This is a genomic window from Collinsella sp. AM10-26, from assembly GCF_003472525.1.
GTDB lineage: Bacteria > Actinomycetota > Coriobacteriia > Coriobacteriales > Coriobacteriaceae > Collinsella.
Genome location: NZ_QRMC01000004.1, coordinates 223,174 through 236,946 on the forward strand (window position 1 = coordinate 223,174; position 13,773 = coordinate 236,946).

At 61.8% G+C, this 13,773-nt stretch carries 9 protein-coding genes; 3 read left to right on the forward strand and 6 right to left on the reverse strand.

The features are described 5' to 3' along the window. Positions 1-81: 81 nt before the first annotated feature. From DW123_RS05195 to metK, 6 genes are all read right to left on the reverse strand, one after another. A complete protein-coding gene (locus DW123_RS05195; protein WP_117762932.1) occupies positions 82-1,296 on the reverse strand; it encodes an ABC transporter permease in 1,215 nt (404 codons plus the stop codon). Next, on the reverse strand, positions 1,293-2,066 hold the full coding sequence (locus DW123_RS05200; protein ID WP_118273445.1) for an ABC transporter ATP-binding protein: 774 nt from the start codon (positions 2,064-2,066) through the stop codon (positions 1,293-1,295). The genes DW123_RS05195 and DW123_RS05200 overlap by 4 nt, the downstream gene beginning before the upstream one ends. Further along, positions 2,066-3,487: an efflux RND transporter periplasmic adaptor subunit gene (locus tag DW123_RS05205; protein WP_158570734.1), complete on the reverse strand. Its 1,422-nt coding sequence runs from the start codon at positions 3,485-3,487 to the stop codon at positions 2,066-2,068. Before DW123_RS05205 ends, DW123_RS05200 begins: the two co-directional genes overlap by 1 nt. A 132-nt stretch (positions 3,488-3,619) precedes the next feature. Beyond that, positions 3,620-5,335, reverse strand: coding sequence for a L,D-transpeptidase (locus DW123_RS05210; RefSeq protein WP_158570735.1), 1,716 nt, complete (start codon positions 5,333-5,335; stop codon positions 3,620-3,622). Positions 5,336-5,484: 149 nt separating this feature from the next. After that, a complete protein-coding gene (gene sdaAA / locus DW123_RS05215) occupies positions 5,485-7,092 on the reverse strand; it encodes an L-serine ammonia-lyase, iron-sulfur-dependent, subunit alpha (protein WP_118273448.1) in 1,608 nt (535 codons plus the stop codon). A gap of 344 nt (positions 7,093-7,436) precedes the next feature. Continuing rightward, the gene (gene metK / locus DW123_RS05220; RefSeq protein ID WP_118273449.1) at positions 7,437-8,717 is read right to left on the reverse strand and encodes a methionine adenosyltransferase; all 1,281 of its coding nucleotides are present in this window, start codon (positions 8,715-8,717) and stop codon (positions 7,437-7,439) included. Between the two features lie 332 nt (positions 8,718-9,049). On the opposite strand from metK, the gene gltX reads away from it, so the two are divergent. The 3 genes from gltX to def all read left to right on the forward strand — a co-directional run bounded on the left by gltX (position 9,050) and on the right by def (position 13,744). Next, positions 9,050-10,525, forward strand: a complete 1,476-nt coding sequence (gene gltX, locus DW123_RS05225; RefSeq protein ID WP_118273450.1) for a glutamate--tRNA ligase — start codon at positions 9,050-9,052, stop codon at positions 10,523-10,525. A 210-nt stretch (positions 10,526-10,735) separates the two neighbouring features. After that, the gene (priA, locus tag DW123_RS05230) at positions 10,736-13,189 is read left to right on the forward strand and encodes a primosomal protein N' (protein ID WP_118273451.1); all 2,454 of its coding nucleotides are present in this window, start codon (positions 10,736-10,738) and stop codon (positions 13,187-13,189) included. An 18-nt stretch (positions 13,190-13,207) separates the two neighbouring features. Further along, positions 13,208-13,744 carry a peptide deformylase gene (gene def / locus DW123_RS05235; RefSeq protein WP_117742857.1) on the forward strand — a complete coding sequence of 179 codons (537 nt, stop codon included), beginning with the start codon at positions 13,208-13,210 and terminating at the stop codon, positions 13,742-13,744. Positions 13,745-13,773 lie beyond the last annotated feature (29 nt).

The window sequence follows — 13,773 nt, forward strand, 5'->3', positions numbered from 1 at the left end:
AAGTTACGTTGAAATAGTGTCTAATATGCGCTTTTAAACGCATAAACAGTCAGTATTTCACCGCAACGTATGGGTGGTTGCTTACTGATAGCGGAGACACTCGACCGGGTCGAGCTTTGCGGCGCGGCGGGCGGGGTAGAAGCCAAAGATTACGCCGATGCCGACTGAAACCGCAAAGGCGAGCAACACCGTCGTAAGGGAAAAGCTCGGCGTAATCGTCCCGCTGGCTCCAAACTCGCTCATAATGCTCGAGTTGGCGGCAAAAAACGCGAGCCCCCATGCCAGCAGATAGCCGATCGCAACACCGAGAATGCCGCCGGTGATGCACAGTGCCGAGGATTCGGCCAAAAACTGAGAGGTGATATCACGTCGGCTTGCACCAAGCGCGCGACGGATGCCGATCTCGCGGATGCGCTCAGTCACGCTGGTGAGCATCATGTTCATAATGCCGATACCGCCGACAAGCAGCGAGATACTGGCGACAGCACCCATGATGAGCGAGAATGCGCCCATAAAGGAGTTGAGTGCATCGATGGCGCTTTTCATGGAGGTCGCCGATACACTGTCATACTCATCATCCTCCGCGATGCCTTTCATCGCGCGCACCTTGGACTCGATGGTCTTGCAGAGCTCATCCATGTCCGTGCCCTCGGCGGCAAGTGCCGTCACGCTGGGGAATGAAGGATTCTCGTCGCCAAATAGGCCGGAGATGGTTTCACGTGGCATATACAAAGTGAGCGAGCCCATGGAGTCGCTGCCGCCATCAATCACGCCTACAATCTGCACCTCGCCGTTGGACACCTTGATGGTTTTTCCCAGCGCATCTCGTTCGTTGCCGCAAAGCTGATCGGCGCCGCCGCGGCTGATGAGCGCCACGCGCGAGCCTGCCTTTGACTCGACATCGGTGTAGGTGCGCCCCGCAACGAGCTTACTGGCACCCACGGCGTCGAGCATGTCGCTATCGACACCCTGTGCCATGACGGTATAGCTTTTATCGCCGGTCTTGTACTCGGTGTACGCGCTGTTGACAATGCCGATCTGTTCTATCTGCGGCACCAGTTTTTGAAGCTTCTGGACGTCAGAATCAGAGAGTTCTTGGGACGAATAGATCTGAACCATGCGAGCTGCGTTGAGGCCCAGGCTGTTTACCAAGCTGTTTTGGATGCCGCCGATGAGCGAAGTCATGGCAATGACCGAGGCGATGCCGATGACAATGCCCAGGATGGTGAGCAGGCTGCGCCCCTTGTTGGCCTCGAGCGAGTGAAGGGCTTCCTGGATGAGATCGCGGGCGCTCATGCCATCACTCCTTTCGGCGGGTTGGCGGAGGCGGAAATCATGGGCAGGCTATCTACGGCGCTGCGCAGGGTCCGCGGTGCATGCGGAATATACGCGCCGTCGTGAATGCGACCGTCGCGAATGGTCACGGCACGGTCGGCCTTGGCGGCAATGCCGGGGTCGTGCGTAATGAGAACGATGGTCTTGCCGCGTTTCTGGAGCTTGTGGAAGGTTTCCATGACAAGCGCCCCGGTTGTCGAGTCCAGGTTTCCCGTCGGCTCGTCGGCCAAAATGATGGGCGGGTCGTTGACAAGGGCGCGCGCGATGGCGACGCGCTGCATCTGTCCGCCCGAGAGCTCCGATATGCGGTGGTCCCAATGGTCGACCGGAAGCGTGACGGCTTGCAGTGCGTGTACGGCGCGCATCTCGCGTTGGCTGCGCGGCACATTGGTGTAAGACAGCGGCAGCATTACGTTTTCGATCACCGTCAGGCGCGGCAGCAGGTTGAAGCTCTGAAAGACAAAGCCGATGCTCAGGGCGCGGACTTCGGTGAGCTCGTCATCATCGAGCTCGGCCACGTTGAGGCCCTGCAGGTAATAATCGCCTGCCGTCGGTTTGTCCAGGCAACCCAGGATGTTCATGAGCGTTGACTTGCCCGAGCCCGAGGGGCCGGTGATGGCGACGAACTCGCCGGGATCTACTGCCAGGCTCACGTTGTGCAAGATATGGGCGCAACCCGCCTCGCTCTCAAAGATGCGATGCACGTTGCGAATGTCGATGACGGGACGCATTACATGCCCTCGTCGACAGGCATGTTGTCGCCGCCGCCTGCCGCCATGCCTGTGCCGGTATCCGTCACGATGGTGTCGCCATCGCGCAGCTTGGTAACCGGCACGCCAGGGTTGATCTCGTTGCCCTGGTCGTCGCGCTTGACCTGCGTCTTACCGACTACGGCCTCGTTGTCGTTTTGCGTCACGACGGTCACCTTCACGCGGCGCGTCTTTTTGCCCTCCGAATCGGTGGCCAGATTGACGTAATAGTGCTCGCCATCTTCGGTCATCAGCGCCATGGTCGGCACCATCACCACGTCGTCGAGCTTCTCGGTCACTACCGAGACCTCGGCAGTCATACCCGGCTTAAGGCGACTGTCGGGTGCTTCGATGAGGATGTCGACGTTAAAGGTCACGCTGCCGCCGCTCCCGGAGGAGAAGTCGGAGGTTGCCACCGAGGCGATAGCCGTGACGGTGCCCTGGCTCACGATATCGGGAAACGCGGGATAGGTCACGTTGGCGCTTTGGCCCACGGCAATTTTGGCGATATCCTTTTCGCCCACCTGAACCGTCACCTTCATCTTGGACAGGTCGGCGATCTGCATGCACTGCTTGCCGCCGCTCGTATCGCTTTCGCCCATGATCATGCCGCCTGTTACCGTGGCGCCCACCTTGGCGTTGAGCTCCACGATGCTGCCCGAGCTCGGGGCCGTGATCGTACGGCTGGCGGCCTTGGCGTTCGCCTGATCGAGGTTTGCCTGGGCCGATGCGAGGCTGCGCTGCGCGGCCGATACGGCGTTCGTGTCCGCTGATGCGGCGGAGATGCCAGCCGCTGCGGAAGCTTCGTCGACGTCCGTCGTTGGGGCGGCCTGCGCGGCAGTTGCGGCTTTCTGCGCGTTGGCGAGGTCTTCCTGAGCTGCTGCAACTGCGCGCTGCGCCTCGGCAACGTTGCGATCGAGCTCGTCGTTTTTAATGGTCATAAGCACGTCGCCCTCGTTGACGGATTGGCCTGCCTGCACGTTTATCGAATCGACCGTGCCGTCGACAGAAGGGGAGACCACTGAGGACGAAATGGGTTTGAGCTGGCCTTTCGCTTCGACCGTTGTGCTAAACGTGCCCTCGGTCACCATGTCGGTCGCAGGCCCGCTATCGCCCTGTGGCTGCGCATTGATAACCAGGGTTGCGACAATGGCAATGAGCGCGATGACACCCACGATGCCGGCGGCAATGCCGCGTCGAATCAGTTTTTTGCGTCGACGTTCGGCACGTTTTGCCTTGAGCTTGGCATATGCCTCTTCATCGGAAATCTCGGCCGTGTCGTTCGTGCGTCCGCTCTCCTTGTCGGCATGTACGTCTGTGATCAGAGGAAGCGTTTCGGTGATACCTTCGGGCGTGTGCTCGGTATTATCCGGGCCCGGGGTGATCGTGGGGACATTCGGCATAGCGTCTCCTTTATAGAAAGAACCTCGATAAGTATATGCGCCCACCGGTTGGGGCGGGCGCATAGGACGGTTTCTTTCGGAACTGTTAGATTGGTCGCAGCGGTTCCACGCTGTATGAATGCGCGCGTTGCACTACGAGTGGACAACCACGCACAGGCCGACTTTGATGCAGTCGTGCAGTGCCTTGGCGTCGGCCAGGCGCAGGTTGATGCAACCGTGGCTGCCGCACCACTTGTACGACTCGGCGTTATCGAAGCTCTTGTCGTTTTGCCAGGTGGCATCGTGGAAGCCGATCATGTTGCCCTCAAACGGCATCCAGTAGCTCACCGGGCTCTCGTATTTGGGCTTGCCCGTCTCGGGGTCCTTGGCGCCAATCAGCGTGCTCGCGCCGTCGTTGCTGTTGATCTGCCAGACGCCTTCGGGAGTGGCGTCCTCACCCGGCTTTCCTGAGATAAAGTTGGCCTCCCACACGATATTGCCGCTCTCGTCGTAGTAACGCGCGTGCTGCTCGGACAGATCGACATCGACGTATGCCTTCCAGTCGGGCTCTCCCTTTGCGGTAAAGGTGTCGGCCTTCTGGGAGTACTTGATCTCGATTTCGCCGGTCTGCTTGTTGTTAATGGCGTCCTCGACCTGCTTGGCGAGCGAGCCGCTGTCGATGGACCAACCAAAGTCGCCGCCTTCAACTGCGCATTGCTTGCCATCGGCGCGCGTCCACCAGCGAGTGGAGCCCACGGTGTTAAAGCCGTTGGCGAGCTCGGTTGCCCAGCTGCTGATCTGTGACGTATCGAGTGTGGGGTTGGCCGGATCGGCAAAGCTGATCCACTGCAACACGGAGCTGCCATCAACCTTGCCGGCATCCTCGCCGTTGAGCTTGAGGGTCATGTTGACGCCCAGGAAGTTGTTGGCGGCATCGCATGCGGCCTGAATCTGATCATCGGTCAGCGTTCCATTGAGCGGCTCATAGGCATCGTTGCCGAGCTTGGAAAGGTCTACGGTCTCGGACAGCGAGGCAAGCTCGAGCTCGGCATACTTAATGACATGCTCGCGGTCGAGTTTTTCGTTGGAGCGCGCCTTCTCGACGGTAAACTTGCCGGCCTGCTCGTCATAGGAGCTATTGGCCTCGAACGTGCCCGAACGCCCCTCGTTAAACTCGTCGATGGCGGCGCCCAGATCCTCCTCAAACTTCTTTTGGTCAAAAGTGTCGGAGAGCATGGACAGTTCGACGTCTTGATCAAGATCGACTTCGTTGGAGGTAGCGGTTGTTTTGGTCTTTCCGCTTAAGGATTCCGCAAGGCGGACCGGCCATACAAAGGCTTCGTTGTGGCTGATAATCTCTTTTGCGGCTGCTTCGCCGTCGACGATGGGCTCATCGGACTCGGGCTGATAGGTCCAGCTAAAGTCATCGCCTGTCACGGTGAGCTTATAGTGCTTCCATGCCGAGTTGACCTTGGTGGCGGCAGACGAAGCGTTGGAAAACGAGACGTCGACGCCGGCGATGGTGGTATTGGGGTAGGCTACCTGCGAAAACGCTACGACGCCTACGATATAGACAATGACGATAAGACCCAGGACGACAAAGAGCGTCGTCTTTTTGCCCGACTTATTGTTCTCGGCGGGTTTGCGCGCGGGGCCGCGATCGCCTCGACCGTGCGCGGGGGGCTGCTTGGGCGCATTGCCGTTTGCCTGGCGCTGCTGACGTTGATGGTTCGGGCGTTGGGGAGCGTTTGCCGCACCACGCTGCTGACCGTGACTCGGCGCGATAGGACGCGGCGACTGAACGCCACCGGTGTGCCTGCTCGGCTGCTGCGGATCGGGAATCAGTTGAGTTCGATCGTTTTGCGACATCGTATGCATATCCTTCGAATTTCGCCTTGCGGCTCATCGTGTTTTTACTGGGCTTGCATTATAGCGATTACCTAGTTGTTTGTGGTACGGAAACGGTGGCATTCAAAAGAGGTGGGACAGTTGTCCCACTATCGAGTCGTTCTTGGTCACTACCCGCACACACCGCATTTTGCACAGGCCGAAAGCGCGGCCGGAGCCTGCGCGATGCCGCCCTTTGCCGTCTCGCGCAGCGTGGCCGGCAACGCGTGGCCCACCGAGAGCATGACATGTGCCATCTGGTCAAACGGCACCAGACTCTTAATGCCGGCGAGGGCGAGTTGTGCCGAGCTAAAGGCCGCTGCCACGCCGATGGCATTGCGGTTTTGGCAGGGCACCTCGACCAAGCCTCCGACGGGGTCACAAACGAGGCCCAGCAGGTTACTCAGCGCGATGGAGCTGGCGTCAAGCGCCTGCTCGGGCGTGCCGCCGAGCATCTGCACCAGTGCGGCGGCAGCCATGGCGGCGGCGCTTCCCACCTCCGCCTGGCATCCGCCCTCGGCGCCGGCGACGCAGGCGCTCGTGGTGAGGTTGAGGCCGATGGCGGCTGCGCAGTAGAGCGCGTCCATCACCTGCTCGTCGTCGAGCTGAAGGTGATCGGCGAGCGCCAGCACGCAACCGGGCACGACGCCTGCGGAGCCTGCCGTGGGGGCAGCGACGATTACACCCATGGTGGCGGAGCGCTCCAGGACGGCCATGGCGCGGGCCACGGCATCGGTCTGGACGGGGCCCATTAAGTTTGAGCCAAGGTCGTTGCGGCCGGTGGCATCGACAAGCTTGGCCTCGCCGCCGATAAGCCCGCCGAGCGAGCGCTGCGGATTGACGATGGGGGCCGTGGTCTCCTCGCGCATGACGTCGAGCACGCGGCGCATGGCGGCAACGGCGTGGGCCTCGCCGGTCAGACGCGCCTCGCGCAGGGCCATGATGGCGCCGATGCTGAGTCCCAGTTCCTCGCACGCATCGAGCAGCTGCTCGCCGTCGTCGAAGATTTCCTTTGCTGAGACGCCGGGGGAGAGCGACGAGGCAGAACCGGGGAGCTCGATAAAGGTCGCGTAATCGACATTGTCGAGCTTGCGCAGCATAGGGACGACGGTGTCGTCGGGCGCGCCGTCGGTCTCAAAGACGGAGTAGGCCTGGCCGCCCACCTCGGTGCGGTAGGTGCGGCAGAAGGCGATGTTCACGTGGGCGTAGGCGAGCAGGTTCGTGAGCGCGGCGAGCACGCCGGGAACATCCTGGTGCGCCACGAAGAGCGTGGAGTACATACCCGAGATGTCAACGCCGACGCCGTTAATGCGGCTGATGCGCATCTTGCCACCGCCCAGGCTCTCGCCGCGGACCTGTGCCGTAGCGCCCGTGTCGTCGACCATGTCGATGTCGACGGTGTTGGGGTGGATGGAGGCGTCATCGCCCTTGATGTCAAAGTTATATTCGAGGCCCTGCTCGCGTGCGAGGTCGAAGGCCTGCTTGATGTTCTCGTCATCGGTGTCGAGGCCTAGGATGCCAGCGACGAGTGCACGATCGGTGCCGTGGCCGCGGTAGGTATGGGCGAAGGAGTTCCACAGGCAAAAGGTGACTTTGGTGATGCGGCCTTCCAGCAGGCTGGCGGCAACTTGTGCGCAGCGCAGTGCGCCGGCGGTGTGCGATGAGCTGGGGCCGACCATGACGGGGCCCAAGATCTCGAATGCGGAGGTCGTAGCTAGTGTTTGCGGCTTGCCTGCCATGGGTGCTCCTTTGTTTTGTCCCATCGTCCCGAGGGCGGGGCATACACTGTCCCGCCGTTCCGAGGGCTTTAGTATTTGGTCGCCTGCTCGGACAGTCCTGCTCGCACGGAGGCCACATTAATTGGCCTCCGGCTCGTGCGGAACTCGCGATCGACCAAATACTAAAGCCCTCGGAACTTAGGATACATGGTTGGAGTCGCTCTGCCGCAATATTTATCGGCATGTGACCTATTCCATGTCCCAGGTCGGCTTATCTTCACCACCGTTTAAATAAAAAAGAAGTACCGGTTGGAGTCGGTACTTCTTTTGGTGCGTTGTTATTTGCTGTAGCTTTTCGGGTTAGCTTACAGGCCGCAGGCTGCTTTGAGTTCTTCGACACGGTCGGTCTTCTCCCAGGTGAAGTCGGCGTCTTCTCGGCCGAAGTGACCGTAGGCTGCCGTCTTTTCGTAGATGGGGCGACGCAGGTCTAGGTCGCGGATGATTGCGCCCGGGCGCAGGTCGAAGGTTTCCTCTACGGCTTCAACGATCTTGTCCTCGGCAACATGCGCGGTACCGAAGGTATCGACCATGATTGAGAGGGGCTTGGAAACGCCGATCGCGTAGGCAAGCTCGACTTCGCAGCGGTCGGCCAGACCGGCGGCGACCACGTTCTTGGCGACCCAGCGCGCGGCATACGCGGCGGAGCGGTCGACCTTGGTGCAGTCCTTGCCGCTAAAGGCACCGCCACCGTGACGGCCGTAGCCGCCGTAGGTGTCGACGATGATCTTGCGGCCGGTGAGGCCCGTGTCGCCCATGGGGCCGCCCACGACAAAGCGACCGGTGGGGTTCACGTAGATGTCCGCGTTGTCCCACGGCATGTTCTCTGCGGCCATGACCGGGGTGATGACGTGCTCGATGAGGTCGGCCTTGATCTTTCCCATGTCCTCGATCTCGGCGGCGTGCTGCGTGGAGATGACGATGGTCGTGACCTCGACGGGCTTGCCTTCCTCGTAGCGCACGGTGACCTGGGTCTTGCCGTCGGGACGCAGATAGGCGAGGGTGCCGTCGTGACGCACGGCGGCCAGGCGCTCGGCCAGGCGGCTTGCCAGGTAGTGTGGCATGGGCATGAGGGACTTGGTCTCGTTGGAGGCATAACCGAACATCATGCCTTGGTCGCCGGCGCCGATCAGGTCGATCGGGTCGGTGGTAGCGCCGGTCTGGGTCTCGAAGGACTCGTCGACGCCCTGGGCGATATCGGGCGACTGCTCGTGGATGAGGCTCATAACGCCGCAGGTGTCGCAGTCAAAACCGAACTTGGCACGGTTGTAGCCAATGCGGCGGATAACGCCGCGGGCGATTTCCTGTACGTCGACGTAGGCCTGGGTGCGAATCTCGCCGGCGACGATGACGGTGCCGGTGGTCACGAGGGTCTCGCAGGCGCAGCGGACGTTCTCCACGTTGGCAGGCACGCCGCTGGGGGCGATGTAGCCCTGTTCCTGGAGCTCTATTTCTTTGGCGAGGATTGCGTCGAGGACGGCGTCGCTGATCTGGTCAGCGATCTTATCGGGATGACCTTCGGTCACCGACTCCGACGTAAAAACAAAGGACCCGTGTTGGGGTGGGATGGAACGAAGTTCTTCTGACATGATTGTCCTTTCAAAAACGTGTCCCGGCGACCGTTACCATTCCGCCGGGCTCTCTATGCAAGGGCACATCATATCGCGTAAATCAAACATTCACACCCTTTCCGCACCTAGTCATACATCGCTTTGGGGGTAGCTAATTTGGGACGGGGCTTTTTTAGCTACCCAATCCGGAGTCTTCGGAGCCAGAGGCCTACCTCGACATAGGGTAGCTAAAAAAGCCCCGTCCCAAATTAGCTGCCCAATGACTGGGTCGGTGCCCTTTGTGCGGAGGTGGGCATTGTTGCTTTATACTGGTGCGGTTCGACATCCATCCTGCAATCGAGGAGATTTCCATGGCATCAGACGTCCGCGTCCGCTTTGCACCCTCACCGACGGGCAAGCTGCACATCGGCGGCGCCCGCACCGCTATCTATAACTGGGCTTTCGCCCGTGCAAACGGCGGCACGTTCATCCTGCGCATCGACGACACCGACCCCACCCGCTCCACCGACGAGAATACGCAGATCATCCTGCGCGCCATGCGTTGGCTGGGCCTGGACTGGGACGAGGGTCCCGAGGTGGGCGGCGGCTTTGGCCCCTACGCCCAGACCGAGCGCCTGGACCTGTACAAGCAGGCCGCCCAGAAGCTCTGGGACGAGGGCAAGGCCTATCCCTGCTTCTGCACCAAGGAGCAGCTCGACGCCGATCGCAAGGCCGCCCAGGAGCGCAAGGATCCCTTCCAGGGCTATCAGCGCCGCTGCCGCGATCTTGATCCCGAGGAGGCACGCCGCCGCATCGAGGCCGGCGAGTCCTACGTCCTGCGCATTAAGGTGCCCGAGGACCGCGGCGACGTCCGTATCCACGACGCCGTCCACGGCGAGGTGACCTTCGACGCCAAGGAGCTCGACGACTTTGTCATCTTCCGCTCCGATGGCACGCCTACGTATAACTTTGCGACCGTCGTCGACGACGCCATGATGAAGATCACCCACGTCATTCGCGGCGACGATCACTTGTCCAACACCCCGCGCCAGGTCATGGTCTACGAGGCCCTCGGCGCGCCCGTGCCTACGTTCGCCCATATCTCCATGATCCTGGGCGCCGACGGCAAGAAGCTCTCCAAGCGCCACGGCGCCACCTCGGTGGAGGAGTACCGCGACGCCGGCTACCTGTCCGACGCCTTCGTCAACTACCTGGCGCTGCTCGGCTGGTCGCTCGACGGCGAGACCACGATCATCCCGCGCGATGTCCTGGCCAGTAAGTTCTCGCTCGACCGCATCTCCAAGAATCCGGCGACCTTTGACCCCAAGAAGCTCGACTGGGTCAACGCCGAGTACATCAATGGCATGTCCGATGCTCAGTTTGCCGACGAGATCATGGTCCCCGAGCTGCACGAGGCGGGTCTCATCGAGGGCAACGTCGAGTACGGCGAGGACTGGATCGACGCGCTCGCTGCCATCGTCAAGCCGCGCACCAAGATGCCGGCCGACGCCGTGACCGTCGCCGCTCCCATCTTTGCTACGGCCGAGACGCTCGAGTATGACGAGAAGTCCGTCAACAAGGGCTTGGCCAAGGAAGGCATGGGCGCCATTCTGGATGCCGCCAAGGCCGCGCTCGAGGGCCTGACCGAGTGGACTGCCGAGACCATCGACGCCGCGCTTGAGCCGCTGCCCGAGCAGATGGACCTCAAGAAGCGCGTGGTGTTCCAGGCCGTGCGCGTCGCCGTCTGCGGCAACATGGTGAGCCCTCCGCTGGGTGAGACCATGGCGCTCGTCGGTCGCGACGACTGCCTGGCGCGCATCGACCGCGCCCGCACGATGGCACTGTAATCGCTGCGCACACGTATGTATCCGAGCCCCGTTCACCCGAGCGGGGCTCTTGTTTCTGTACCGATGAGCGTGTTGCTGGGACAAAATAATCAGTAGTGTTTGTCCCATGTTCGAGCGGCGCAACACGCTCGACACTCGTATCGGCCATGGGACAAACACTACTGATTATTTTGTCCCAGCCCTTTCAGGTCCGTTCGTTAGAGGTGGTGTATGGCTCAACAACTGTCGCTGTTTGGTTCGCCGGAACCGGAGGAGGTTCCAGCGGCGCCCGTGCCTGCCGCTGCACCGGCCAAGCCCGAGCATACACCTGACCCCATCGCCGCCTACGCGAGCGTGGTCCTCGACATCCCGACGCGTGCGCTGTCCGAGCCATTCGCCTACGGCATCCCACAAACCCTTGCTAACGAGGCACAGATCGGGTCCACGGTCCTGGTCCACTTTGGTAACCGTGCCGCCGCGGGCTATATCGTCGACATTGCGCCTGAGCTGGGCGACCTGCAGGGCAACAACGCCTTCGACCCCGCGCGCATTAAAGCCATCGAGGCCATCCTCAGCAAACCGCTCTTTACCGCCGAGGCTGCCCGTATCGCACGCTGGATGAGCCGCGAGTACGTCGCAACGCTTTCTGAGTGTCTGCGTCTGTTTTTGCCTCCGGGCGGCAGCCCGCGTGTGGTCAAGGGCGATGACGGCGTATGGGCGGTTGAGCGCCCCGCCGTCAAGCCCATCCAAAATCGCTGGGTCATGCTCACGCCCGAGGGTTTCGGCTATACGCCGCCCAAGACCGCGGTCCGCCAGCGTCAGCTTATCGAGGCGCTCCAGTGCGGACCGGTCACGACGCGTGACCTCAACCTGCTCTATAACAGCATGTCGGCGACCATCAAGGCGCTCGAAAAGCGCGGCGTCGTGGTGGTGGAGGAGCGCCGTGCGTGGCGTGGCTGCAGCGAGCAGACCACGCTGTCCTCGGCAAGCGGCAAGGCGCCAGTCTCCCTTACCAACGGACAGCAACAGGCACTCGCGCAGATTGAGCGCGCCCGTCTGGACGCTCATGGCGACGTGGTGCTGGTCGACGGCGTCACCGGCTCTGGCAAAACCGAGGTTTATCTTTCGGCGATTGAGCGCGTGCTGACGGCCGGCCGTTCGGCCTGCGTGCTGGTGCCCGAGATCTCACTGACGGCCCAGACCGTCGGCCGCTTCCGCTCGCGCTTTGGCGAGACGGTCGCCGTTTTCCATTCGCGGCTTTCGGCCGGCGAGCGCCTGGACCAGTGGGATATGGTCGTCAGCGGTGCCGCCCGCGTGGTCGTCGGTGCACGCTCGGCGCTCTTTTGCCCGCTTAACGACCTGGGTCTCATTATCATTGACGAGGAGCACGAGACCAGTTACAAGCAAGGCTCCAGCCCGCGTTACCACGCGCGCGAGGTGGCGGCCGAGATGGCGCGCCGCTATCGCTGCCCACTCGTGCTGGGCTCGGCCACGCCTTCTGCCGAGGCCCTCGACCGCTGCCGCCGCGGCACGTATAACGGTGCCACCTGGACGCGCGTCGAGATGCCCGAGCGCCCGGGACAAGCCGTGCTGCCTACGGTCCGTATTGCCGACCTGCGCCGCGAGTTTTCGCACGGCAGCCGCTCCATGTTCTCAAAGCCGCTCATGGAGGGCTTGGAGCGTGTGGTCGAGCGTCGCGAGAAGGCCGTGTTGCTGCACAACCGCCGCGGTTTTGCGCCGTTTTTGATGTGCCGTGAGTGCGGCTGCGTCCCCACCTGCAATCACTGCTCCACCGCACTCACGTATCACGAGCGCACGCACACGCTGCAATGCCATACCTGCGGGTCGTCCTGGCGCGTGCAGCCGTATCCGGCGCCCACGAGCCGCTGTCCCAAATGCGGTAGCCGCTACCTGGCAAAAATGGGCCTGGGCACGCAGCAGATCGAGGACGCACTGCACCAGATGCTTCCCGAGGACGTCGCCATCATTCGCATGGACGCCGACTCCACGCGTGGCAAGGACGCGCACAAAAAGCTGCTCGAGCAGTTCGATGCCGCCGATTGCGCGGTGCTGCTGGGCACCCAGATGATCGCCAAGGGGCTCGACTTTCCCGAGGTCACGCTCGTGGGCGTGGTCAATGCCGACTTTGCGCTCAAACTGCCCGATTTTCGCGCGGGGGAGCGTGCCTACGATTTGCTGGAGCAGGTGGCGGGGCGCGCCGGCCGCGGCGATCGCCCCGGCGAGGTCATCATCCAGACCTATCTGCCCGAGGACCCGGTCATTCGCGCCGTTGCCGAGCATGACCGTTCGATCTTTACCGACCACGACCTGGACCAGCGCCGCGACGCGCTGTATCCGCCGTTTGTTCGACTAGTCAACATTTTGGTGTGGTCGGCGAATGCAGATGATGCACGGGATTATATTGGGCGCATCGCGAAGCTCCTCAAGCGTCGCTGGCATGCCGCCGCGCCCGATTTTTTGCGGGCGGGGAGTGCCGTGCCGCAGGTGCTGGGCCCGGCTTCGTGTGTAATCGAAAGAGCCAAGGACCGTTATCGCTTCCACCTGCTTGTGAAGTCGCCCGTGGGGTACCATGTCTCTGACGATATCGACGCCTGCCTCAAAGAGGTGGGCTCCGTGCGCGGCGTGAGCGTGAGTGTTGACGTCGATGCCTATGATTTGATGTAACAACCCGAAAGGATGGCCATGGAAGCCAACGGAATCGTACTGTCGCCCGACCCTCGTCTGCGCCAGGAGTGCGCCGTCATCGAGGAGATTACCCCGGCGATCGAGGCACTTGCCGAGAAGATGAAGAAGATGATGTTCGAGAACGCCGGCTGCGGCCTGGCTGCCCCGCAGATCGGCGAGCTTATTCAGCTCGTCACCATCGACTGCGACTACACCGACAAGAACGACTACGACCCGTACGTGCTTATCAATCCCGTCATTGTTGAGCAGAGTGACCATCTGGTGCCCTTTAGTGAGGGTTGCCTGTCCATTCCGGGCATTAACTGCGAGATCGAGCGTCCCGACCATGTCGTCGTCGAGGCGTACGATCTGGACGCCAACCTGATTCGCTACGAGGCTTCGGGCGATTTGTTCTGCGTGTGCCTACAGCACGAGATCGATCACCTGCACGGCAACACCATGTTCGAGCGTCTTAAGCCCATGCAGAGACTCAAGGCTGTCAAGGAGTACCAGGACGCCCTGGCCCGCGGCGCTCGACCGGGCGAGACTGAGTAGGTTTGTCCGTCCCCGGGGCGCCCGCCTAT

Excerpts from the sequence above, each read along its gene's own strand:
- DW123_RS05195 (WP_117762932.1), bottom strand. The coding sequence starts at position 1,296 with ATGAGCGCCCGCGATCTCATCCAGGAAGCCCTTCACTCGCTCGAGGCC.
- DW123_RS05200 (WP_118273445.1), bottom strand. The coding sequence starts at position 2,066 with ATGCGTCCCGTCATCGACATTCGCAACGTGCATCGCATCTTTGAGAGC.
- DW123_RS05205 (WP_158570734.1), bottom strand. The coding sequence starts at position 3,487 with ATGCCGAATGTCCCCACGATCACCCCGGGCCCGGATAATACCGAGCAC.
- DW123_RS05210 (WP_158570735.1), bottom strand. The coding sequence starts at position 5,335 with ATGTCGCAAAACGATCGAACTCAACTGATTCCCGATCCGCAGCAGCCG.
- sdaAA (WP_118273448.1), bottom strand. The coding sequence starts at position 7,092 with ATGGCAGGCAAGCCGCAAACACTAGCTACGACCTCCGCATTCGAGATC.
- metK (WP_118273449.1), bottom strand. The coding sequence starts at position 8,717 with ATGTCAGAAGAACTTCGTTCCATCCCACCCCAACACGGGTCCTTTGTT.
- gltX (WP_118273450.1), top strand. The coding sequence starts at position 9,050 with ATGGCATCAGACGTCCGCGTCCGCTTTGCACCCTCACCGACGGGCAAG.
- priA (WP_118273451.1), top strand. The coding sequence starts at position 10,736 with ATGGCTCAACAACTGTCGCTGTTTGGTTCGCCGGAACCGGAGGAGGTT.
- def (WP_117742857.1), top strand. The coding sequence starts at position 13,208 with ATGGAAGCCAACGGAATCGTACTGTCGCCCGACCCTCGTCTGCGCCAG.